This is a genomic window from Kribbella sp. NPDC004875 (genome assembly GCF_042873375.1).
GTDB lineage: Bacteria > Actinomycetota > Actinomycetes > Propionibacteriales > Kribbellaceae > Kribbella.
In genome coordinates this window covers 668,341-691,128 of the sequence record NZ_JBIALI010000004.1, presented here as the reverse complement: position 1 = coordinate 691,128, position 22,788 = coordinate 668,341, and the positions used below count along the sequence as shown (strand labels likewise).

The 22,788-nt window shown below is 68.9% G+C and carries 24 protein-coding genes; 13 read left to right on the top strand and 11 right to left on the bottom strand.

Translation table 11 applies throughout. The features are described 5' to 3' along the window. Positions 1–21 precede the first annotated feature (21 nt). The 4 genes from ACFYRH_RS25500 to ACFYRH_RS25485 form a co-directional block, all read right to left on the bottom strand. Entirely contained in the window at positions 22–432 is a 411-nt protein-coding gene (locus tag ACFYRH_RS25500) for a VOC family protein (protein WP_387780129.1), read from the bottom strand. Between the two features lie 9 nt (positions 433–441). Further along, a complete protein-coding gene (locus ACFYRH_RS25495; RefSeq protein WP_387780126.1) occupies positions 442–921 on the bottom strand; it encodes a helix-turn-helix transcriptional regulator in 480 nt (159 codons plus the stop codon). A gap of 39 nt (positions 922–960) precedes the next feature. Further along, positions 961–2,535 carry a hypothetical protein gene (locus tag ACFYRH_RS25490; RefSeq protein WP_387780123.1) on the bottom strand — a complete coding sequence of 525 codons (1,575 nt, stop codon included), beginning with the start codon at positions 2,533–2,535 and terminating at the stop codon, positions 961–963. Positions 2,536–2,606: 71 nt separating this feature from the next. Further along, on the bottom strand, positions 2,607–3,581 hold the full coding sequence (locus tag ACFYRH_RS25485; RefSeq protein ID WP_387780120.1) for a saccharopine dehydrogenase NADP-binding domain-containing protein: 975 nt from the start codon (positions 3,579–3,581) through the stop codon (positions 2,607–2,609). Between the two features lie 72 nt (positions 3,582–3,653). On the opposite strand from ACFYRH_RS25485, the gene ACFYRH_RS25480 reads away from it, so the two are divergent. From ACFYRH_RS25480 to ACFYRH_RS25460, 5 genes are all read left to right on the top strand, one after another. Next, entirely contained in the window at positions 3,654–4,589 is a 936-nt protein-coding gene (locus tag ACFYRH_RS25480) for a helix-turn-helix domain-containing protein (protein ID WP_387780118.1), read from the top strand. A gap of 10 nt (positions 4,590–4,599) precedes the next feature. Beyond that, complete coding sequence (locus tag ACFYRH_RS25475) at positions 4,600–5,028, top strand: VOC family protein (protein ID WP_387780115.1); 429 nt, start codon at positions 4,600–4,602, stop codon at positions 5,026–5,028. Then, positions 5,021–5,467, top strand: coding sequence for a GNAT family N-acetyltransferase (locus ACFYRH_RS25470; RefSeq protein WP_387780112.1), 447 nt, complete (start codon positions 5,021–5,023; stop codon positions 5,465–5,467). The genes ACFYRH_RS25475 and ACFYRH_RS25470 overlap by 8 nt, the downstream gene beginning before the upstream one ends. A 12-nt stretch (positions 5,468–5,479) precedes the next feature. Beyond that, entirely contained in the window at positions 5,480–6,331 is an 852-nt protein-coding gene (locus ACFYRH_RS25465) for an AraC family transcriptional regulator N-terminal domain-containing protein (protein ID WP_387780109.1), read from the top strand. An 86-nt stretch (positions 6,332–6,417) separates the two neighbouring features. Next, positions 6,418–7,179 (top strand): SDR family NAD(P)-dependent oxidoreductase, encoded by a 762-nt coding sequence (locus tag ACFYRH_RS25460; protein WP_387780107.1) that lies wholly within the window; start codon positions 6,418–6,420, stop codon positions 7,177–7,179. A 56-nt stretch (positions 7,180–7,235) separates the two neighbouring features. On the opposite strand, the gene ACFYRH_RS25455 is transcribed toward ACFYRH_RS25460, so the two are convergent. From ACFYRH_RS25455 to ACFYRH_RS25440, 4 genes are all read right to left on the bottom strand, one after another. Then, a complete protein-coding gene (locus tag ACFYRH_RS25455) occupies positions 7,236–8,381 on the bottom strand; it encodes an RNA polymerase sigma factor (RefSeq protein ID WP_387780104.1) in 1,146 nt (381 codons plus the stop codon). Further along, positions 8,378–8,788, bottom strand: coding sequence for a YciI family protein (locus tag ACFYRH_RS25450; RefSeq protein ID WP_387780101.1), 411 nt, complete (start codon positions 8,786–8,788; stop codon positions 8,378–8,380). Before ACFYRH_RS25450 ends, ACFYRH_RS25455 begins: the two co-directional genes overlap by 4 nt. A 332-nt stretch (positions 8,789–9,120) precedes the next feature. After that, positions 9,121–10,071, bottom strand: a complete 951-nt coding sequence (locus tag ACFYRH_RS25445) for a small ribosomal subunit Rsm22 family protein (protein WP_387780098.1) — start codon at positions 10,069–10,071, stop codon at positions 9,121–9,123. Positions 10,072–10,299: 228 nt separating this feature from the next. Beyond that, entirely contained in the window at positions 10,300–10,896 is a 597-nt protein-coding gene (locus ACFYRH_RS25440) for a VOC family protein (protein WP_387780095.1), read from the bottom strand. 158 nt (positions 10,897–11,054) lie between these two features. Here ACFYRH_RS25440 and pyrH point away from each other — a divergent pair, with 158 nt between their 5' ends. Continuing rightward, complete coding sequence (gene pyrH / locus ACFYRH_RS25435) at positions 11,055–11,762, top strand: UMP kinase (protein ID WP_387780092.1); 708 nt, start codon at positions 11,055–11,057, stop codon at positions 11,760–11,762. A gap of 170 nt (positions 11,763–11,932) precedes the next feature. Then, a complete protein-coding gene (locus ACFYRH_RS25430; RefSeq protein WP_387780089.1) occupies positions 11,933–13,927 on the top strand; it encodes a GTP-binding protein in 1,995 nt (664 codons plus the stop codon). On the opposite strand, the gene ACFYRH_RS25425 is transcribed toward ACFYRH_RS25430, so the two are convergent. Genes ACFYRH_RS25425 through ACFYRH_RS25415 form a run of 3 tightly spaced genes read right to left on the bottom strand, consistent with a single transcriptional unit; the run spans position 13,884 to position 16,619 of the window. After that, the gene (locus ACFYRH_RS25425; protein WP_387780086.1) at positions 13,884–14,705 is read right to left on the bottom strand and encodes a putative protein N(5)-glutamine methyltransferase; all 822 of its coding nucleotides are present in this window, start codon (positions 14,703–14,705) and stop codon (positions 13,884–13,886) included. The genes ACFYRH_RS25430 and ACFYRH_RS25425 overlap by 44 nt on opposite strands. Before the next feature lie 47 nt (positions 14,706–14,752). Further along, the gene (locus ACFYRH_RS25420; RefSeq protein ID WP_387780083.1) at positions 14,753–15,694 is read right to left on the bottom strand and encodes an SDR family NAD(P)-dependent oxidoreductase; all 942 of its coding nucleotides are present in this window, start codon (positions 15,692–15,694) and stop codon (positions 14,753–14,755) included. Positions 15,695–15,728: 34 nt separating this feature from the next. Next, positions 15,729–16,619: a LysR family transcriptional regulator gene (locus tag ACFYRH_RS25415; protein ID WP_387780080.1), complete on the bottom strand. Its 891-nt coding sequence runs from the start codon at positions 16,617–16,619 to the stop codon at positions 15,729–15,731. A gap of 105 nt (positions 16,620–16,724) precedes the next feature. Between ACFYRH_RS25415 and ACFYRH_RS25410 the strand changes: the two genes are divergently transcribed. The 6 genes from ACFYRH_RS25410 to ACFYRH_RS25385 are packed head-to-tail and all read left to right on the top strand — an operon-like array spanning position 16,725 to position 22,773. After that, on the top strand, positions 16,725–17,750 hold the full coding sequence (locus tag ACFYRH_RS25410; protein WP_387780077.1) for a hydroxyacid dehydrogenase: 1,026 nt from the start codon (positions 16,725–16,727) through the stop codon (positions 17,748–17,750). Between the two features lie 10 nt (positions 17,751–17,760). Then, on the top strand, positions 17,761–18,903 hold the full coding sequence (locus tag ACFYRH_RS25405) for a mandelate racemase/muconate lactonizing enzyme family protein (protein ID WP_387780075.1): 1,143 nt from the start codon (positions 17,761–17,763) through the stop codon (positions 18,901–18,903). 8 nt (positions 18,904–18,911) lie between these two features. Continuing rightward, positions 18,912–20,219, top strand: a complete 1,308-nt coding sequence (locus ACFYRH_RS25400; RefSeq protein WP_387780072.1) for an ABC transporter substrate-binding protein — start codon at positions 18,912–18,914, stop codon at positions 20,217–20,219. Between the two features lie 7 nt (positions 20,220–20,226). Next, a complete protein-coding gene (locus tag ACFYRH_RS25395) occupies positions 20,227–21,165 on the top strand; it encodes a carbohydrate ABC transporter permease (protein WP_387780069.1) in 939 nt (312 codons plus the stop codon). Then, positions 21,155–21,988, top strand: coding sequence for a carbohydrate ABC transporter permease (locus ACFYRH_RS25390; RefSeq protein WP_387780066.1), 834 nt, complete (start codon positions 21,155–21,157; stop codon positions 21,986–21,988). Before ACFYRH_RS25395 ends, ACFYRH_RS25390 begins: the two co-directional genes overlap by 11 nt. Positions 21,989–21,990: 2 nt before the next feature. Further along, on the top strand, positions 21,991–22,773 hold the full coding sequence (locus tag ACFYRH_RS25385; protein ID WP_387780063.1) for a sugar phosphate isomerase/epimerase family protein: 783 nt from the start codon (positions 21,991–21,993) through the stop codon (positions 22,771–22,773). Positions 22,774–22,788: the final 15 nt, after the last annotated feature.

Below are 22,788 nucleotides of genomic sequence, written 5' to 3'. Positions count from 1 at the left end.
GTGTCTCTCTCCGAGGGTCGGTCAGATGGCCTGGTTGATCCGGACGTGGTTGCCGGCCGGGTCGCGGAACGCGCAGTCGCGCACGCCGTACGGCTGGTCCACCGGTTCCTGGATCACCTCGGCGTCGGTGGCCTGCAGGCGCTCGAACAGACCGTCCAGGTCGTCGGTCTGGAGCACGACGGTGGCGTAGGTTCCCTTGGCCATCATCTCGAGGATGGTCTTCCGCTCGTCGTCGGTCAGGCCGGGGTCGACGGCCGGCGGGGTGAGCACGATCGAGGTGTCCGGCTGCCCGGGCGGGCCGACCGTGATCCAGCGCATCCCCTCGTACCCGACGTCCATCCGGACCTCGAAGCCGAGCAGGTCGCGGTAGAACTTCAGAGACGCCTCGGGGTCGGTATGTGGCAGGAAACTGCTCAGGATCTTCAGGCTCATGGCGTCACGTTACGTGCCGGACGGCGTGGATGCTTCTCGATTCCTGATCGGTCGCGTGACCTGTTTCGCTACACACGACGGGATGCCGACCGTCGCGTCCGCGGCACGGTCCTTGTACTGGCTCGGCGGCATCCCGACCAGCTCGGTGAACCGGGTGCTGAACGTGCCGAGCGACTGGCAGCCGACCGCGAAGCAGACGTCGGTGACGCTCATCCCGCCGCGCCGCAGCAGCATCATCGCGCGCTCGATCCGGCGCGTCATCAGATACCCGTACGGCGACTCTCCGTAAGCGCGTTTGAACTCCCGGCTCAGGTGCCCGGCCGACATGTGCGCGCCGCGGGCGAGCGCCTCGACGTCGAGCGGCTGCGCGTACTCCCGGTCGATCCGGTCCTTCACACGCCGCAGCCGCGCCAGGTCCTCGAGGCGCTGCGCATCGGTCGTTCCACTACTCACGGTAGAAATCCTGCCATGCGACCGAACCGAAGTCATGCCTGCCGCGTCAGCTGCCGGTCGCCCGACCAAAAGTTTTCATCGGGCCGCCCAGTTGAGGTAGGCGACGTTGGCGAGGAGCCAGCCGAAGCCGATCGCCTGTTGGCCGTCGCGTTCCGGGGTTGGCTGGTACCGGTTGTAGAGGGCGAGGCAGTGGGCGTGCACCTGCGGGTCCCACGGGCTCGCCTGCATCCAGCGCGGGGCCTGGTGGGCGACCGAGGCCGCGCCGATCGCGCCGCCGGCGACAGTGGTGTGTACGGCGGGCAGTCCGTCGGCGTCCGTGGTGGCGACGTTCTGCGTGAACGTCCGCGCGATCCGTGCCATGTCGCGTCCGTCGAACGCGAGTCGCGCGCGGAACGCCCGGACGGCGAACTCGACGTCGATCGCCCCATGACTGATGTCCTCGAACTGCCGCGCCGGACCGCCGGAGGGCGTGAAGATCGACAGGTCCGTCGCCGGGTCGCCGGTCTTCGCGAACCCCTCGTAGATGTGCCCGCCCATCGGCCAGTAGTGCCACTGGTACGCGTCCCCGGCGTCGGCCACGAGCTGGCCGGCGAGCATCCGCCCCATCGCCGCGACCTTCTCCCGGTACCCGCGGTCCCCGGTGATCAGCGCGAGCTCGACCAAGGTCTGGCCAAGCCCCACCGACTGGTTGATCGGCTGCTCGCACCCGTCGTACGCGAGCGGCTGGCCCTTCGGCCAGATCAGGTAGCCGCCGTCGCGGTACTCCCAGTCGTGCACCGCGACAGCCTCGCGGCACGCGGTCAGGTACTCGGCCGCCTTGCTCTGATACCGGCGGCGCAGCGGCGGCGAGCCGAGGACGATCCGCACGAAGCTTGCGATCGGGTACGTGATCATGCCGGTGTGCACCGCAAAGATCACCGGCTCGCACTGCATGTCATACGCGCCGGGCCGCGGTACGTCGCCTGCGCGCGGAGCCGGCCGCCGGTCGGCGGCGGTGAGCTGGAGCGGCCCGGGAGCGGCCGTGTAGATCCGGGTCACCGCGTAATCCGGACTCGCTGGGTCGAGCGACAGATCGGTGAGCGTGACCGTCCGGTTGACGAAGGTGTTGACGAGCTTGAACGTGAAGGTGTCCGGACGGGTCCCGGCGGTGACGGTCACCGTGGTGTCCTCGGCGTACGAGAGCGCTTCGCGCAGGTCGAGCAGCGGCTGACCGTTGCTGTCGGCAAGGGTCGCGTAGCCGGTGGTGTACGGATGGTCGGCGCGCCAGGCCGGCTGCGACAGACCGCGGTAGTCCTTGACCCCACGGACGCTGTCGCGGACCGCGAGCACCTGGTCGATGTTGTCGACGAGGCGGTCCAGGTAGTACGTGTCGCGGTATCTCTCGTACATCCGGACCAGCCCGAGCAGTACATACGACTGGCTCCACGCGAGCATCCCGGAGCGGCCGTCGCGGTTGGTGTTGTCGTTCGGCTGGTCGGGTTGACCGGGACCGCCCTGCTGGAAGAGGCGGTCCCAGTCGTCGAAGGTCTGGCGAGCCGTGTAGTCGATGGCGTCGGCGTACGCCGGGAGCGCGGTCAGACCTCCCGCCGCCACGGCACCGGCGGCGGTGAGGCGGAGGACGTCACGGCGGGACGGGCGGAAGTCGGTCATGGCGGGGCGGCCTCCGGCTGAGAGTGGGCCCGAGAGTGGGCTAGGCCACCATTCTTCCGGAGGGAACCGATTTACGGCAGGTCGAGCGCCAGTGGCAAATCGCTGAGGAACTCGGCCGCGTCGAACATCGCGCCGGCCGACGCCACTCCGGACGACCGCGTCTGCCCGCCGAGGATCCGCCGTACGGCGCCGACGGCCAGCGGGGCCGAGATCGCGTAGATGTCCTGGCCCGCGGCGCTCGCCCGCAGGTCGCCGACGCGGACATCGACCACGAAGGTCTGGTCCGACCGCCCGTGCTCGTCGACGGCCGCCGGCGCCGGGGTGGACGCGTCCGCGAGATCACCGGCCGCCTCGAGCGTCATGTACGTGCGCACCTCGGGTACGGCGAGATGGCTCGGAATGGTCACGATGTCGGCCATGCTGAACTCGGCGATCACGCGACGCCGGCCGAGCGGCCCCGGGAACGTCCAGTCCTGCTGAACCGGCGGGTCGTCGTGATATCGCAGCCCACCCTCGGCGAACCGGACTCGCCGACCGCTGCGGCGGTCGTGTGAGACCTGCCCGGCTACGCGGGTCCCCGGTGTCGGGTGCCAGCTGCTGAGGCCGTAGGCGACGTGGACCGCGGGTGCGCTGGTCTCCTCCCCCAGGGCCGCCGTCGCCAGCAGGTCACCGAGTCCGCCGTAGAACGCCATCGCCGGGACGACCGGGGTCGTGCTGCTCCTCGCGAGCGTGGCGGCGTTCGCCTCGATCTCAGCCGCGACGTCGACGTATGGGATCCGCGCGCGGGCGGCCGCCTCGATGAGCGGTTCGGCGGTGAGCGCGAACGGCCCGGCGCAGTTGATCACGGCAGCGGCGTCCTTCAGCGCCTGGTCGAGGCCGCGTGGGTCATCGTCGGCGGCCGCCCGGATCTCGAGGTCGCTCCAGTGCTGTTCGAGGGTCGCGGCGTTCCGGCCGGACACGATGGTGGGGAGGTCCTGCCGGAGCAGCTCCTCGACGACGAACCGGCCGGTGTGACCGGTGGCTCCGTAGACCACGATGGCGTTCATAGGCTCGAGTCTGGGCCGCCGCGGGACGAGACCGTGAGAGTCCGGAACGACACCAGCCGTACACTTTCGGACATGCACACCGTCGCGCTGGCGACCGCCGGGCGCCTGCTGCACTTCGAGCTCGGGATCGCGTACGAGATCTTCGGCAACCCACCACTCGGGGTCGACGGGTGGTACGACGTACGACTGTGTGGACCGGGGCCGGTGCAGGTCGGGCCGTTCGTGGTGGAGCCGTCGGAGTCGCTGGCCTGGATCGCGGCCGCGGACACCGTGCTGGTGCCGGCTGTCGCGGATGTCGACGAGCCGCTGCCGGACGAACTGGTGGCGGCGGTGCGAGTCGCGGCCGACGCGGGCGCGCGGATCGCGTCGTTGTGTACCGGCGCGTTCGTGCTGGGCGCGGCCGGGTTGCTCGACGGGCGGCGGGCGACGACGCACTGGGCGCACACCGACGTACTGGCAGCTCGGTTTCCGGAGGCGGAGGTGGATCCGGACGTGCTGTACACCGACAACGGGAAGGTGCTGACAGCGGCCGGGAAGGCGGCGGCGGTCGATCTGTGTCTGCATCTGATCCATCTCGACCACGGGGCGACGGTCGCGAACACGGTCGCGCGGCGGCTCGTCGTACCGCCGCATCGGGCCGGCGGGCAGGCGCAGTTCGTGGCGACGCCGGTGCAGGTGAGTGGCGATCACGGACTCGCGCAGTTGCTCGCGTGGGCCGAGGAACGGTTGGACCAGCCGTTGACGGTGACGGATCTGGCGCGACGGGCGAACACGAGCCCGCGACACCTCGGGCGGCAGTTCCGTGCGGTGACCGGTCAGACGCCATTGCAGTGGTTGCTGACTCAGCGAGTGCGGCGAGCCCAGCAGTTGCTCGAAGCCACCGACGACGGGATCGAGGCAGTCGCCACGGCCGCGGGCCTGGGTACGGCGACCACGCTGCGGCGGCACTTCAAGCGCGTGGTCGGCGTACCTCCGGACACCTACCGGCGCTCGTTCCGCACCGCCTAGGGTGACGCTCATGGACAGTTACCCGCGACGGATGCACACAGCACTGGACACGACGGACGCGCGCGGGCTGGCCGAGTTCTACCGGGTGCTGTTGGGGCTGCGGTACCGGCCCGGAGACGAGCCACCGAGCGACGGTACGACGGATGACGCGGATTGGCTGGTGTTGGTCGACGACGACGGCCACCGGCAGCTCGCGATCCAGCGGGTCGACGTGCTCAAACGTTCCACCTGGCCATCGCCCGACGTACCGATGCAGCTGCACCTCGACTACGCCGTACCGTCCCTCGACGAACTCCGCCGCCATCGCGAACGCGCCGAGGAGCTCGGTGCGACCCTGTTGCTCGACCGGACCGGGGACGGGTCCGAACCGCTCTACGTCCTCGCCGACCCCGCAGGCCACCCGTTCTGCCTACTCGTGGAGCAGATCCCGCATGCCTAGACACGTCCGCGAGGCCGCCCCCGATGACCTCGCCGCGATCCGTCGCCTCTACGCACAACTGCACCCGAAGGATCCACAGCTCGCCGACACCGCGGCCGACGAGATCTTCGCGACGATCCTCAGCACACCCGGTCTCCAGCTGCACGTGCTCGAGGACGACGGTGAGGTGGTCGCGACGACCTACCTCAACCTCATCCCGAACCTCACCCGCGGCGGAGCGCCGTACGCCGTGATCGAGAACGTCGTGGTCGACGAGGGCCGTCGAGGATCTGGTCTTGGGAAGCAGCTGATGGCCGCGACGCTGGAGGCTGCGTGGGATGCCGGGTGCTACAAGGTGATGCTGATGACGGGCTCGCAGACTCCGGCGACGCATGCCTTCTATCGCCGTTGCGGATTCGATCCGGACGAGAAGCAGGCGTACGTGCAGCGACCGGCCTAGCCTGGGAGTTCTATGGACGAGTTGCGGGAGTTGATCGTGCGCGCCGCCGGACGTGAGGGGGTGATCGACGGGCTGCTGGTGTCGGTGGTGGATGCGCCGACGCCGCCGACGGCTGGGCTGGCTTCGCCGACGTTCGCGTTGGTGGCGCAGGGCCGGAAGCGGCTCGCGCTCGGCGAGCAGGTCTTCGAGTACGGCGCCGGCGACTACCTCGTGGTCTCGGTCGACCTCCCCGTGACAGGACATTTCGTCGAGGCCTCGCCGAGCACCCCGTGCCTCGGAGCCGGGCTCGAGCTACGGCCGGAGATGATCGCGTCACTGCTGCTCGATTCGGCGGAGAAACCTGGCGGTCCGGTCCGCGGCCTCGGCGTGAGCCGCGCCTCCGCCGAACTGATCGACGCAATGGTGCGTCTGCTCCGCCTCGTCGACACCCCGGACGACGCCGCCGTACTCGCGCCACTGGTCGAGCGGGAGATCCTCTGGCGCCTGCTCCGGAGCCCGCAAGGTGCCGCCGTCCGGGAGATCGGGCTCGCCGACAGCAGCCTCTCGCATGTCGCCCGGGTGATCCGCTGGATCCGCGACCACTACACCGAGCCGTTCCGCGTCGAGGACCTCGCGGCGATGGCCGGCATGAGTACGTCGGCCTTCCACCGGCATTTCCGCACGGTCACCGAGCTGACCCCGATCCAGTTCCAGAAGAAGATCCGGCTGCACGAGGCGCGGCTGCGCGTCGTCGGCCTGGGAGAGGACGTGACGAGCGCCGGGTACGCCGTCGGGTACGACAGCCCGTCGCAGTTCAGTCGCGAGTACCGGCGCGAGTTCGGCACCCCGCCGAGCCGCGATGTCGGCAGGATCGTGCAAGTCTGAGCGAGGATCGATCTACCACCTCGTCAACCTTCACACGTCTACTGGAGACGCACCCGTTACCCACCCAGTAGGAGTTGTGCACGATCATGCAAATCGCTGTGATCACCGGCGGAAGCTCCGGCATCGGCCAGAGCGCCGCCTTCGAGCTCGCCAAGCGCGGTACTGCCGTCGTCGTCACGTACCGCGGCGGCCGTGACCGCGCCCTCGAGACCGTCGAACGCATCGAGAAGGACGGCGGTACGGCGGTTGCGCTGCCGCTCGACGTCAGTCGCCCGGACACCTTCGGCGAGTTCCGCGCCGCGCTCACCGGCGTACTCGAGAACTGGGGCCGGACCTCGTTCGACTTCCTCGTCAGCAACGCCGGCGTCGGACAGCCGCCGGTGATGTTCGAGGACACGACCGAGGACCTGTTCGATCAGATGATCGCCGTCCACCTCAAAGGCCCGTACTTCCTCACCCAGACCCTCCTCCCCCTGCTCGCCGACAACGGCTCGATCGTCTACACCACCAGCACGTCCGCGCTGCCCACCGCGCGCCCGACCCCGGGGTACTCCGTCTACGCCAGCGTGAAGGGTGCGCAGATCGTGCTCACCCGCTACCTCGCGAAGGAGCTCAGCGCCCGCGGGATCCGCGTCAACGCGGTCGCACCCGGCGTCACCCGGACGCGGCTCGGCGACGACGCTTTCGCGCAGCACCCCGAGCTCATCCCACCGATCGCCGGCCGCACCGCCCTCGGCCGCATCGGCGAACCCGACGACCTCGGCACGGTGATCGCCTTCCTCGGCTCCCCCGACGCCGGCTGGATCACAGCCCAAACCGTCGAAGCCTCCGGCGGGTACGAACTCTGAGCGTCCATCCCGGCGAAACCGAGCGCTGAGCCGCGCGGCCTGATGCCTGTGGGGAATCAGCTTCGGAGTTGAGCGTTGAGGCGGGCGGCTTGTCTGGTGAGGTGGTCTCGTTCGGCGAGGTTGGGTGCTGCTTGAGCGGCCTCGGCGTACAACTGCGCCGCGCTGACGAGATCACCGTCCCGCTCATGCAGGTACGCCATGGCGGCAGCGCGGCGGGGCAGCGACGGATCCAGATCCGCCAGCGCGGCCAGGCCGGCCCGCGGACCATCCGCCTCGCCGACCGCGACAGCCCGGTTCAGCCGCGCGACCGGGCTGTCGGTGAGGCGCACCAACTCGTCGTACCACTCGACGATCTGCACCCAATCGGTCTCCTCAGCCGTTTGCGCGTCGTCGTGTAACGCGGCGATCGCGGCCTGCACCTGGAACTCGCCCAGCCGATCACGGGCGAGCGCCGTCTGCAGCACGTCGACGCCCTCGGCGATCAGCCGCGTGTCCCACAGACCGCGATCCTGTTCGACCAGCGGCACAAGCCTGCCGTCCGGCCCCGTCCGCGCGGGTCGCCGAGCATGGTGGAGCAGCATGAGCGCGAGCAGCCCCGCCACCTCTTCATGGCTGATCATCGCCGCCAGCTGACGAGTCAGCCGGATCGCCTCCGCGGCGAGGTCGACGTCACCGGAGTACCCCTCGTTGAAGACCAGATAGAGCACGCGCAGCACCGTCGCGACATCGCCCGGCTGATTGAACCGGACCTCCGCGACCGTCCGCTTCGCGCGACTGATCCGCTGCGCCATCGTCGACTCCGGGACGAGATAGGCCTGAGCGATCTGACGCGTGGTCAGACCGCCGACGGCGCGCAGCGTGAGCGCGACCGACGACGCCGGGGTCAACGACGGGTGCGCGCACAGGAAGTACAACTGCAACGTGTCGTCCGACGACTCGACCGGCCCAGGCCCGGGCTCGCTCTCGATGCGTTCCTCGCGGCGCCGCCTCGAGGTCTCGGAGCGGGTCGCGTCGACGAACTTGCGCCACGCCACGGTCACCAGCCAGCCCTTGGGATCCTGCGGCGGTTCGTCGCCCCACCCGCGGACGGCCTCGACCAACGCCTCCTGGACAGCGTCCTCGGCCGACGCGAAGTCTGCTCCGCGCCGGACGAGGACACCGATCACCGCGGGTACGAGGTCCCGCAGCAACGACTCGTTCACTCGGTGACCGTCGGCTGCTCGCTCCAGAACGGCCGGACCTCCAGCCACTCATGGAGCGGCTTGCCGCCAGGTCCGGGAGCTGCCGACAACTCCCCCGCCAGCTCGACCGCACGGTCCCATGACTCGACGTCGATGATGTACCACCCGGCGATCAGGTCCTTGGTCTCGACGAACGGCCCGTCGGTCACGGGCGGTCGCCCCTCGCCGTCGTACCGCACGAACGCGCCGTCCGGCATCAGCGCCTGCGCGTCCACGAACTCGCCGGACTTCTCCAGCCGAGCGCCGAAGTCACGCATGAACTGCAGGTGCGCCTCGACCTCCTCCGGCGTCCACTGGTCCATCGGCGCGCAGTTGACCGCGGGCGCCGGGCCACCGCGGTAGTGCTTGAGCAACAGATACTTCGCCATCAGATTCTCCCTGTCTGTCTCAGCTGAGCCGATCCAGGTCCAGACCGAGTTCGGTGAAGAACGCCACCGCGCCCTCCCTGTCCACCACGATGCCGACGTTGTCCATCCGTTGGATCGCCATTGCCGAGGTCCCCTTCGTTGTCGCGCGGCCCATTGTGCCGACTCGTACCCCTGGGACGGAGTCGCCGCGGCGTTCTCGACATCGCGCGCTGACATCTCGTTCCGGCCGCGCCGCCACACGAGAGCGGTTATCCCCCGGCGCAGGGGGTTCTTCCATCGTGTACCGACGAAGAACCCCTCGTGCGAGGGGATAACCGCTCGTAGTGGAAAGGTCAGGACGGTGGCGGCCAGGCGTCGCCCCAGGTGGTGTGGCGGGCGGCGCGGTAGGTTGCGGCTGACTTGGGGACGACGATCTGCTCCGCCGTACCGGCCGAGGTGCAGAGGTCGAGCACGATCCGGTTCTTCGGGTGGACAGGTCTACGGACCACGCGGGCCGGCGCCGGTCGTGCGGGGCAGCGCGTCGCGACCAGGTAGGCGAACTTCTCGTCCTCGAAGTTGCGGGTGCCGTTCTTCAATCCCCGATGGAGTTCGGTGCGCGGGAGTCGCGCGGCGAAGTGACACCAGTCGACCGGACACGGTCCCGCGTGCGGGCAGGGCGCCGCGATCCGGAAACCCTGCTCGATCAGGAGATCGCGAGCCGCGAGAGTACGACGGTGGCCGCACGGGGTTCCCGGTTCGACGAGGACGACCGTGGTGGCGGTGCGTGCCGCGGTCTGGATCAGGGCGCGGCGAGCGTCTTCGGTGAGCTCGTTCAGCACGTAGCCGATCGTGATCAGGTCGACCCGGTCGTGCGGGCTCCAGTCGCGAAGGTCTCCGGCTGTCCACTTGGCGCGTGGGCCGTCAATGGCCAACTGTCGGCCGAGGTGGATGGCGGCGCTTTGGCGTTCGATGATCTCGGTTCTGATGGCCGGCCAGAGAGCGGCCGCGGCCCAGGCGGCCGCGCCGGTGCCTCCACCGAGATCCAGATGCGTGGCGAAGGACGAGTCCACCCGGCGTTCAGCTTCCGTGAGGGCGGCGTGCAAGGCACGAAAGGTGGCGGGCATGCGAGTGACGGCGTACGCGAGGGCATCGAGTGGGTCGCTGATACCGGGCGTGGTGTCGGTGATCTGCTCGGTGCGATAGCGCTTCGAGAGTGCAGTGACGCGCCGGCGCAGTTCTTGGTGCGGTACGCCGCTCAGCGCCCGCGCGAGGGCAGCGTGCAGTTGGGTGTCCACGGAGGACATGGGGAATCTCCGGTTCGGTCGGCACGGAGTGCGCGCCTGAATCAGGGCGCACGTGATCCGCGGCCAGACGCCGCGACGCACCAACCGGTCCGGAAGAGAGAGCCGTCAGCCCGTCAGCGGGCAGCAGCAGAGGAGGGATTGGCGCGGAACCGGATAACCATGCAAGCCATCACGCACCTCCTCGGTCAGCACGACCGTAACAGAGCCCACCATCGATCGGCCTCTGCTTTATCGGCCCTCCGACGTGCAGAGACAGACCTTGTTGCCCTGCGGATCCGCGAGAACGATGAACGCCGGCGCCTCGTCGTCGTACACGACCGTCCCGCCCGCGGCGATCGCGGCCTTGATGCGCGACGGGACGATCTCGGGCGGGAGCCACAGATCGAGGTGGAAGCGCTGGCGTGGCGGCTCGTGCGGGTCGGTGCCCTGGAACCAGAGGTTGGCGACGCGGCCGGTCGGGTCGCAGACGTCGTTGCCCTGGAACGCGTCCGTGCTACCCGTGAGGACCGCCGCCCAGAACGGACCGATCGCTGCGCGATCAGGCGTGTCCAGCGCGATCTCCACCTGCGCAACGGCTCCCGGCTGTGCGATCAGGCCGTGCTCCACGGCGACGTCACTGACCTGCCGCGCCACCGCCTCGTCCGTGCTCCTCGCATCGACGTACGTCGGACCGAGCCGCAACTCGGGCACGACCGCGCTGGTCGCGAACGCCGCACCCACCGCCGCCACGAAACGCGCGCCCGCGGCGTACGAGTCGATCAGGAACCTCGCGTGCAGCGCCTGGGCCAGCTTGCGCCAGTCGGGCAACCCCGCATCCGTCACCATCTGTACCTCCTTGACCAGAGGCTACGATCCGGCACCGACAGTTCTCGCTTCGAGGCTGCGGACGAGGCGGTCCGCGCCGTGATAGATCTGCAGTCGGTGCGCCGCCCCGGACCATCACGTGCGCGCGTGCCGTCCGCCTACTCATCGAACGGAGCGGCATGTACCGCAGGCTCGTCCTCAAGCTCTCCGGCCAGGCGATCGCCGGGCCGAACGACTTCGGTTTCAGCAGCGACCGCCTCACCCATCTCGCGACCGAGGTGATCGCGCTGCGCGCCACCGGCGTACAGGTCGCGGTCGTGGTGGGCGGCGGGAACGTGTTCCGCGGGAACCGGTCCGCGGACTGGGGCATCGACCGGGTCGAGGCGGACAACATCGGGATGCTCGGCACGGTCATCAACGCGGTGCTGTTGCGCGGCCGGCTGGCGGCGCTCGGGGCGCACGGGGTGCGGCTGATGACGGCGATCCCGATCAACAACCTCGCCGAGCCGTATGTCCGTCTGCGCGCCCTGCGGCACCTCGAGAAGGGCGCGATCGTCTTACTTGCCTGCGGCAACGGACAACCCTTCACCACTACCGACTATCCGTCGGTCCAGCGCGCGGTCGAGCTCGGCGCGGATGCCTTGCTGGTGGCCAAGAACGGCACCGACGGCGTGTACGACGCCGACCCCAACCAGCACCCGGACGCCCGGCGCTTCGACCACCTCAGCTACGACGAGGTCATCGACCGCGGCCTCGGCGTGATGGACCAGTCCGCGTTCATCCTCGCCCGCGACCACCACCTCCCCCTCCACGTCTTCGACATCGACCGCCCCGGCGCCGCCGCATCCATCCTCAACGGCACCCAGCTCGGCACCGTCATCAGCTGAGGGCAGGAACCATCGTGTAGCCGTCGGCTAAATGGTTTGTCGGGTGTCGAAGGGAGTTGGTGTACTCGGGGTGTTCGGAACAGGTGTCACGTCAAAGGAGTTCGTCATGCGACCTCGCTTCAGGTCTGTCGCGGAAACCAATGGCACCTGTTCGAAGGACTTGAAGCTGCGTGGAAGTACTGAATCTTGGGATCCTGGCGCATGTCGACGCCGGTAAGACGAGCCTGACCGAGCGGCTGCTCTACGCCGCCGGCGTCATCGACGAGGTCGGGAGCGTCGACGACGGGAACACCCAGACCGACTCGCTGGCGCTGGAGCGGCGGCGCGGGATCACGATCAAGTCGGCGGTCGCGTCGTTCGCGCTCGCCGGTGACAACCCGGTCACCGTCAATCTGATCGACACCCCGGGGCACCCGGACTTCATCGCCGAGGTGGAGCGCGCGCTGAGCGTGCTCGACGGCGCGGTCCTGGTCGTCTCAGCGGTCGAGGGCGTCCAGGCGCAGACCCGCGTCCTGATGCGCACCCTCCAGCGCCTGCACATCCCCACCCTGATCTTCGTCAACAAGATCGACCGCCGCGGAGCGCAGTACGACGCCGTACTCCGCCAACTCGCCACCAAACTCACGCCGGCGATCATCCCGATGGGCGAGGCGACCCGCCTCGGCACCCCCGAGGCGACGTTCAAACCGATCGTCCAGGAGGACGCCCTCCTCGACACCCTCACCAGGAACGACGACCGCCTCCTCCAGCAGTACGTCGACAACGAGCCGCTGTCCCTCGACAACGCCCTCGTCGCGCAGACCCACCAGGCGATCGTCCACCCGGTGTACTTCGGATCCGCGATCACGGGCGCCGGCACCACGGACCTCGCTGACGGCATCCGCGACCTCCTCCCCCGCGCCCGCACGACCGACGCGCCGACCGAAGGCGCCGTCTTCAAGGTCGAACGCGGTCCGGCCGGCGAGAAGATCGCGTACGTACGGATGTTCGCCGGCGCCATCGCGGTCCGCGACCGGGTGCACTTCGGTACGAGCGACGCGAAGGTCACCGCGCTACAGGTGTTCGACGACCGTGGCCCCACCCCCGCACACGCCGCACACGCTGGTCAGATCGCGAAGGTCTGGGGTCTCAGCGACATCCAGATCGGCGACGCGGTAGGGACCAAAGACGCGGCGGGGAACAAAAGTGCCACCCAGCGACCACAAGTTTCCCAGCCGGCCGCGTTCGCCCCGCCGACACTGGAGACGGTGGTTTCCGCGCGGAAGCTGTCCGACAAAGGCAACCTCCGTGTCGCGCTCACCCAGCTCGCCGAGCAGGACCCGCTGATCAACCTGCGCCAGGACGACCTCCGCCAGGAAACCTACGTCTCCCTGTACGGCGAGGTGCAGAAGGAAGTCATCGAGGCCACGCTGGCGACCGACTTCGGGATCGCAGTCGACTTCCGCGAGACCACCACGATCCACATCGAGCGGATCGTCGGTACCGGCGCGGCCGTCGAGTTCAACAAGAAGGACGCGAACCCGTTCCTGGCCACCGTCGGCCTCCGCGTCGAGCCCGCGCCGGTCGACGCCGGGGTCAGCTTCCAGTTGGAGGTCGAGCTCGGTTCGATGCCGTACGCGTTCATCAAGGCCGTCGAAGAGACCGTCCGCGAGACGCTGCACGAGGGGCTGCACGGCTGGCAGATCCCCGACGCCCGGGTCTCCATGACGCACTCGGGGTACTCCGCCCGGCAGAGTCACGCGCACGCCGTCTTCGACAAGAGCATGTCGAGCACCGCCGGCGACTTCCGCAACCTCACCCCGCTGGTCCTGATGACCGCGCTCCAAGAGGCCGGTACGTCGGTGCACGAGCCGATGCACCGGTTCCGGCTGGCGATCCCGACCGACACGACCCGCGCCGTACTCGCGGCCCTCACGAAACTGCGGGCGATCCCGCAGGTCCCGGCCCTGGCCGCGGAAACCTCAACCCTGGAGGGTGAAATCCCCGCGGCCGCCGTCCACGACCTGGAGCAGCAACTGCCCGCACTCACCCGTGGCGAGGGCGTGCTGGAGTCGGCGTTCGAGCGCTACCACCCCGTGACCGGATCGATCCCGAACCGTCCGCGCACCGATCACGACCCGCTCAACCGCCGCGAGTACCTGCTGCACGTCCAGCGCCGGGTCTGATGCCGTGGACGACGGTGGCGCCGAGGTCGTCGTCCGTGACGATCTCGGCGTCCAACCCGCACTCGGTCATCACGGCGTGAGCGACGGGCGCCTGCCACTCACTCATCTCCACGAACAGGTGCCCACCCGGCGCCAGCCACTCAACAGCACCGGCCGCCACTCGCCGCAACGTCGCCAGTCCATCCGGGCCGCCGTCCAACGTCACATGCGGCTCGTACAACCGAGCTTCCGGCGGCAGCAACCGGATCTCGTCCGTCGGCACATAAGGAACGTTCGCCAGCAGTACGTCGACCGCGCCCCGCAACCGTGCCGGCAACGCCGCGAACAGATCGCCCCCGTACACGGTCCCGCCGTACGGCGCGAGATTCCGCCGCGCACACCGAACCGCGGCCGGCTCGATGTCGGCGGCGTACAACGACACCTCACGCTCGGCCGCGACCGCGGCTCCCAGCGCGCCCGATCCACACCCGAGGTCGACCACAACGTCCCGAGGCGCAGTCACCTTCACCGCCTCTGCCACCAGGAACTCGGTACGCCGTCGCGGAATGAACACCCCCGCATCGACGCCGATCCGCAACCCGCAGAACGACGCCCATCCGACGACGTACTCCAACGGCAGCCCGGCGACTCGTTGCTCGACCATCGCCGCGACCTCGGCCGCGTCCCGGGCGGTGCCGACGATCAACTCGGCCTCGTCCTCGGCGAACACGCACCCGGACGCGCGCAACCGCTCGACGAACACGCCGAGGTCAACAGCCGGAACAGGAGAAACAGACACAGAACCCCTTCGAACCACGAGGCTCCCGTGATCGAACGACGCCCAGCCTACCCGAACGCGTTCACCCCGGTGAGCTCCGCGGAAACCGTCCACAACCGGGCCGCCGACGCCGGATCGATCGCGTACGGCCGCACGCCCGGAGCGTCGTCGGTGGACACCTCCGTGACGTCGCAGTCCTCGCAGAACACGCCGCCCATGCCCTCCAACGAAGGCGACGTCGCGGCCCACACCGAAGTCGCCGCGCCCTGCTCCGGGCTCTTGAACGCACCGTGCGGAGTGCCGTCCTCGTCGATCCAGCCGTAGCCGACCATCTCCTCATGGGTCAGGTGCCGCTGCAGTGGCGTGAGGATCCCGCCCGGATGCAACGCGAACGCCCGTACCCCGGAGTCCTTGCCCAGGGCATCGAGCTGGACGGCGAACAGCACGTTGGCGGTCTTCGCCTGCCCGTACGCCGCCCACTTGTCGTACCCCTGCCGGAACTCCAGGTCGTCCCACCGGATGTCCGACCGCCGGTGCCCCGTCGACGACACCGACACCACCCGGGCGCCGCCGCCGGCGACGATCGCCGGCCACAGCCGGTTCACCAGCGCGAAGTGCCCCAGGTGGTTGGTCGCGAACTGTGCCTCCCACCCCGGCCCGACGCGCGTCTCGGGCGACGCCATGATCGCCGCGTTGCCGATCATGATGTCCACCGGCCGCCCGGACGCGAGGAACCGCTCGGCGAAGGCGCGAACGCTCTCCAGATCCCCCAGATCCAGCTCATCGACCTCCGCCACGTCGCCGAGCGCCTCGCGCGCGACCTCCGGGCGGCGCGCCGGTACGACGACGTGCGCGCCAGCCTTCGCCAGCGCCTTGGTGGTCTCCAGACCGAGACCGGAGTATCCACCGGTGACGATCGCCAGCTTGCCGGTCAGGTCGATCCCGGCGAGGACGTCGTCCGCGGTGCTGTCGTGCCCGAAACCCGAGCCGATCTTGTGTTGTGCGCTCATACCGTCGAGCGTACGAATGAGAGCTCGCTCTAGGTCAAGTGGCGAGATGCGGATCTTCCCGCAGCGACTCGGCCAGTCGCTGCAGCGCCGGGTTCGGGTTGTCGGGGCTCCAGCAGGCGTGCAGCGTCACCGAGTGTGCGTCGGCCGCATCCAGCTCGCGGTAGCGGACACCTTCGACCCGCATCGCCATGATCGAGCGCGGGATCAACGCGCAGCCCAGACCGGCCCGCACCAGGGCGAGCATCGTCGGCACCTGCGAGGCCAACTGGCTCACGGCGTACCGGTCCATCCCGATCATCGCCGCACAGATGTCGTGCAGGTACTGCGATCCCTCGGGGCTGTACCCGATGTAGTCGTCGGTCGCGTCGACCAGCGACACCGGCCCGTCGCCGTCAGCCAACGGATGCGCGGCCGGTACGGCGAGCACGAGATCCTCCGAATGCACGAGTAACGACTCGAACTGCGACGGGATCGGCGGTCGCACCAGGCCGAGGTCGATCTCGAGATTCGCCAGTGCCTCGAACTGCGCCGGACTGACCAGCTCGGTCAGCTCGGCGGTCACGCCCGGCGTCCGCTTCCCGACCATCGTGAGGAAGTCCGCGAGCACGGCGTACGCGCCGATCGCGGTGAAGGCGAGCCGCAGCGTCCCGGTGGTGCCGTCGGCGGCGCGGCGGGTCGCTTCGGGTGCGACGTCGAGCAGGGCGAGCACCCGGCGGGCGTGCTCGAGGAACACTCCGCCGGCCGCGGTCAGCCGGACGCCGCGGCCGGTGCGGTCGAAGAGGCGGACGTCGAGGGTTCGTTCGAGGCCCTGGATCTGCCGGGTCAGCGGCGGCTGGGTCAGGTTCAGGCGCTGCGCGGCCCGGCCGTAGTGCAGTTCCTCGGCGACAGCGACGAATCCACGCAGTTGCTGCAGCGACAGGTCCATGGCGGCAATACCACCACAGCATTGGTCGATACGAAAAGAGGCTTGGACCTGCATAACGGAAAGCGCCTACCGTCGGAGCACGCCGAACGACAAGGAGCCCACCCGGTGCCGAAACTCGCCGCCCTCATCTCCCCCGAACGCGCCGCCGACGTGGTCGACGCGGAGACCCGCCGACTGCTCGAGGACCGCTTCGACGTGGTGTGGGCAACCGCCGACCACTCCGCGGGCCCTGGCTCGCTCGCGAAACCTCCGGCACTCGACCCGGCCGCCGTACCGTCCCTGGCCGCCGGCGCCGACATCCTGCTGACCAGCTGGGGTACGCCGCGCCTCGGCAAGGAACTGTGGCCGGACGGCAACGGGCCGAAAGTCGTCGCGCACGCTGCAGGCACGGTCAAGAACCTCATCGACCCGGTGATCCTGGACCAGGGCGTCGGCGTCTTCTCGGCCGGCCCGCGGATCGCCTGGTCCGTCGGCGAGTACTGCCTCGCGTCGATGCTGACGCTGGCCCGGCGGCTGCCGCGCTTCGACGGTGCGATCCGTAGCGGCGGGTGGAAGCAGACGGAGTACCGCGGTCACGAGGTGGCCGGCGCGAAGGTCGGCATCATCGGCGCCAGCAGCACGGCCCGGGCGCTGATCACCCTGCTCAAGCCGTTCGGTTGCGACATCGCCGTCTACGACCCGTATCTGTCGGCCGAGCGCGCCGCGGAGCTGGGCGTCCGGACGACGACGCTCGAAGACGCCGCCGGCGCTCAGTTCCTCAGCATCCATGTCCCGAACGTTCCGGAGACCAAGGGCATGATCACCCGCGAGCTGATCGCGAACCTGCCCGACGGCGCGGTCGTGGTGAACTCGTCCCGGGGCCCGGCGATCGATCAGCAGGCGCTGCTCGACCACGCGCTCGACGGCCGGATCTACGCCGCTCTGGACGTCTACGACCCGGAGCCGCCGACGTTCGACGCCTCGACGCTGGCCTGCCCGAACCTGCTGCTCACCCCGCACGTCGCGGGCGACACCGCCGAGGGTCACCTCGCGCTGGCCGGTTACGTGCTCGAGGACGCGTTGCGGTGGCTCGAGGACGGGACCCGCGGACCGAGCTTCGTCGACCCGGCCGTCTGGTCGATCGCCGCCTGAAAGGACCGCCATGTCCCGCATCACACAGGTCGAGGTCTTCCCCGTCGCCGTCCCGTTCGCCCGCCGGTTCGTGCTGGGCAGCGGCGCGGTCGGCGCACCCGACGCAGCGCCCGACCAGGCCGGCGCGGTGATCTTCGTGAAGCTCACCACCGAGGACGGCGTCGTCGGATGGGGCGAGCAGCGCGCGCTGCCGAGCTGGAGCTACGAGACCGCCGAGACGATGGCGGTCGTCATCCGCCGGCACCTCGCACCGATCCTGCTCGAACTCACGCCGTTCGACGTCGAGCTGTTCCACCAGCGCGCCGCCAAGCGACTCAGCCCGGCGGTCTCGAACGGCTTCCCGTTCGCCCGTGCCGCGGTCGACGTCGCGATGCACGACGCGGCCGGCAAGCTCGCCGGCGTCCCGGTGCACGCACTGCTCGGCGGCAAGGTGTACGACGAGATTCCGCTCTGCTCCGCCATCGGGGTCGGCGACCCGGACGCCGTTCGTGAGCATGCGCTGCAGTCGTCGGACTATGCGGCGTACAAGGTCAAGATCGGCGGTGACCTGGACGCCGACACCACGGCGATCGAGACCGTCGCCGAAGTTGCCGGTGGCAAACCGCTGTGGCTCGACGCCAACCAGTCGTACCGCCCCGCGGCGCTCAAACAGCTCCGCGACCGTACGGCGCAGATCCGGACCGTGCATTGCATCGAGCAACCGGTGCCGAGCACCGACACGCTCGCCATGCAGCGGCTGCGCGAGCTGATCGACCTGCCGATCGCGATCGACGAGGGCAGCTTCTCGGCCCAGGACCTGGCCCGGGCGATCCGCCTCGACGCCGCCGACCTGGTCGTCGTCAAGATCTGCAAGTCCGGAGGCCTGCGCAACGCCCTGAAAACCGCCCAGACCGCGCTCGCCGGCGGTCTCGAGATCCTCGCCAGCGGCCTCACCGACTGCGGAGTCGCGTTCGCCGCCGCACTGCACGTGTTCAGTCAGCTCGAGCTCGCCCTGCCCGCCGAGCTCAACGGGCCGGAGCTGCTGACCGATCTGTACGTCGACGGGCTGAGCATCACCAAGGCCGTCGCGACGGTCCCCACCGCCCCTGGATTGGGCGTCGAGGTCGACGAGGAGCGGATCCGCGCCGAGTCGATCGACCTGCTCTACCGGTGAGGAGAACCATGCGCACCACCCTGCCCCGCCGCCGCTTCCTCGAGCTGACCGGACTGGCCGGTCTCGGGCTCGCCGCGGCCGGCTGTTCGTCCGGCCCGTCGTCGGGCACCGCCACCTGGTCCATGTGGTCGAGCAGCCCCGCCGAGAAGAAAGTCTGGGAAGACTTCGGCAAGTACGTCGAGCAGCAGCTCAAGGTCCGTTCGGTCTCCACGCTGACCCCGTCGAACGGCTACCCGACCAAACTCGACCTGCAACTCGTCAGCGGTACGGCGAGCCTGGTCACCGCACTCAACGGCACCCTGATCCCGACGTACGCCGCGCGCGGCGCCCACCGCCCGCTCGACGACCTGATCGCCGCGGACCCGGACTTCCGGCTCGACGACTTCTACGACACCAGCCGCCGGATCTCGACCTTCAACGGGAAGACCTACGCGGTCGGTTTCGACGTCGCACCGACTGTCATGTACTACAACAAGGACCTGCTGAAGAAGCAGGGCATCCCACTCCCGTCCAAGACCGAGCCGATGTCCTGGGCAACGTTCCGCGACCTCGCCAAGCAGCTCACCACGCCCGGTCAGTACGGCTTCACCTGCGCGCCCGCGATCGACGACCTGGTGTCGTGGATCTACTGCGCGGGCGGCAACGTGATGAGCGCGGACGCGAGCCGGAGCATCCTGGGCGAGCCCGAGGCGATGCAGGCGCTGCAATTCGTCATCGACCTGTTCGTGAAGGACAAGGTCACCCCGCCGATCAAGAACCTGGTCACCGAGAGCTCGCTGTCCAACTTCCTGCAGGGCAACGTCGCGTTCATGCAGAACGGGCCGTGGCAGGTGGTGAACGCGCGGAAGGCGAAGTTCGACTGGGACGTGATCCCGTTCCCGGCCGGCGCCGCCGGCAGCACGCCGCGGGTCTCGGGCTCCAGCTTCGCGATTCCATCGGGGGTGCGCGACGGTGCGCAGCTCGACCTCGCGTGGAAGCTGCTCAAGGCCCTGACCAGCACCGGCGCGCTGGACATCTACGCGAAGGCCGGTCGCAACAACCCGGCCCGGTTGAGTGCCGGGAGCGCGTTCCAGCCGCCGCCGGACAACCTCGGCATCGTCCAGCAGATCCTGGCCGGCAAGCTCGCCGGCGGGCACGCCTTCGACGTCACCACGAACTGGAACCAGGTCAAGCAACTACTCGGTCAGGATCTGCCGCGGACGTTCCTCGGCCAGGTCTCGGTGGCCGACGCGATCAACGGGCTCACCCCGCGTCTCGACGTACTGATGCGGCAGCACCAGGACACCATCCGCCAAGCCACCGCCAGGAAGGGGTGATCAGGTCATGGCTGTCGACACCGCATCCCCGGCGACCGCGCCAGTGGCCTCACGCGAGACTCGGACGCCGCGCCGGCGGAGCCGCGAGGCACTCACCGCATGGCTGTTCATCCTGCCGAGTCTGATCGGCTTCCTGATCTTCACCGCCGGACCGGTCATCGCCGCCGGCGTCATCTCGCTGCTGAACTGGAACCTGTTCAGCGCACCCACCTGGGCAGGTCTGCACAACTTCGCCCGGCTCGGTCCGGACCCGACGTTCTGGTCCGCGCTCGGCAACACGGCGTACTTCACGCTGCTGAGTGTGCCGCTGACGATCCTGGTCAGCCTGGCGCTGGCGTTGCTGCTCAATCAGGGACTCAGGCGGATCGCGGTCTTCCGGTCGCTGCTCCTGTTGCCGTACGCAACCATCACGGTGGCGGTGGCGTTCGTCTGGATCTGGCTCTACATCCCGCACGACGGCCTGGTGAACGCCGTGCTCGGGTGGTTCGGCATCGACGGTCCGGCCTGGCTGATCTCCGACAACTGGGCGATGCCGGCGCTGATCCTGATGAGCGTCTGGAAGAGCTTCGGCTTCGGCATGGTGGTCTTCCTCGCCGGCCTGCAGGCCATCCCGCAACAGCTCTACGAAGCCGGACGGGTGGACGGTACGTCGCCGTGGAACAGCTTCCGGCACATCACGCTCCCGATGCTCTCCCCCGCGCTGTTCTTCGTCATCGTCACCTCGGTGATCGGCTCGTTCCAGGTCTTCGACCAGGCGCTGATCATGACGAACGGCGGACCGGGCACCCGCACCACCACGCTGGTCATGTACATCTACCGCACCGGCTTCGAGAACTACGACCAGGGGTACGCCGCGGCGCAGTCGCTCGTGCTCTTCGCGTTCATCGTGATCATCACCGCGGCGCAGTTCCTCTTCCAGCGGAGGCTGGTGCACTATGACAACTGAGACAGCTGCAATCCGTCAGAAGCTGGTTGTCTTCACCTGCTTCCTGGTCACCGCGATCACCTTGGTCCCGGTCGTCATGATGGTGCTGGTCGCGTTCCAGTCCGACGCCGAATCGATGGCCGCGAAGCCGTCGTTCTGGCCGGGCAGCTGGCACCCCGAGAACCTGACCCGCGCGTTCGGCCTCGTCCCGCTCGGCAAGTACCTGCTGAACACCATCTACTTCGCCGCCGGTACTACGATCCTCGAGACGGTCACGGCGGCGCTGGCCGCGTACGCGTTCGCCCGGCTGAACTTCCCGGGTCGCACCTGGCTGTTCGGGATCTACCTCGCGACCTTGATGATTCCGTCCCAGGTGACGCTGATCCCGCAGTTCGTACTCGTCGCGAAGCTACACGGCATCGACACCTGGCCCGGGATGATCCTGCCGCACGCGTTCACCGCGATCGGGGTGTTCCTGCTCCGGCAGTTCTTCCTCGGCATCCCACGCGACTACGAAGAGGCCGCGCGACTCGACGGCGCGAACCGGTGGCAGGCGTTCGTCAGGGTGATCGTGCCGCTGGCCGTCCCGGCGATCGCGACGCTCGCGGTGTTCAAGTTCATCGGCCAGTGGAACAACCTGCTGTGGCCGCTGGTGATCTCCAACAGTGACGCGACCCGGACGGCGTCGGTCGGCCTGCAGGTGTTCCAGGACACCAACGGCACCCAGTGGAACCTGCTCCTGATGGCTGCCACCGTCACCACGATCCCGCTGATCGTCCTGTTCTTCCTCACGCAACGCTGGTTCGTCCGAGGTATCACCATGAGTGGGCTGGGAGGCCGCTGAACATGTCCTATCTGTGGTCCGTTTTCACCAAACCGTGGGCGGGACTCCCCGGCGCCGAACTCGGCCGGCTGATCGCCGGGATCGGGTTCGGCGGCGCCGAGGTGCCGGTCCGCGACACCGCCTACGTCACCCCGGTGAACGTCGAGGCCGAGCTGCCGAAGTTCACCGCACAGTTACGGGCCGAGGGCATCGAACCGATCAGCGTCGCGAGCGGCCTGTCCGAGCCGGTGTTCGCGGCGTGCGCGGAGTCCGGCGTACCGATGATCCGGATCATGGCAGAGCTCGGGCCCGACGGGTACGCCGGCTCGGTCCGGCGCAACCGCGAACTCCTCGAGCAGGCGGTCCCGCTGACCGAGCGGTACGACATACAGGTCGGTGTGCAGCCGCATCACGGGCGCTACGTGTCGTCGACGCTCGGCGTACTGCAACTCCTGGACGGTCTGCCGGAGCGTTTCAAGCTGGTGTGGGACGCGGCGCACGACGCGTTGGCCGGTGACCATCCCGCGGTGACGCTCGAACTCGGTGCGGAGCGGCTCGGCATCGTGAACCTGAAGAACGTGCACTACCTGCGCACCGAGAGGGGCTGGAAGACCAACTTCGTCGAGGCCGAGGACGGTCTGTCCGACTGGCCGGCCGTGTTCGCCACCCTGCAACAGTTGCAGTGGACCGGGCCGGTGTGCTTGACGGCGCAGTACTCCGATCTCGAAACACCCGTGGCGGAACGGCTCGGAAGAGATCTGCGATTCGCTGTCACATCGGCCGCGCAGCATCCGTCAAGGCAGTGAAGTCGACTGAAACCA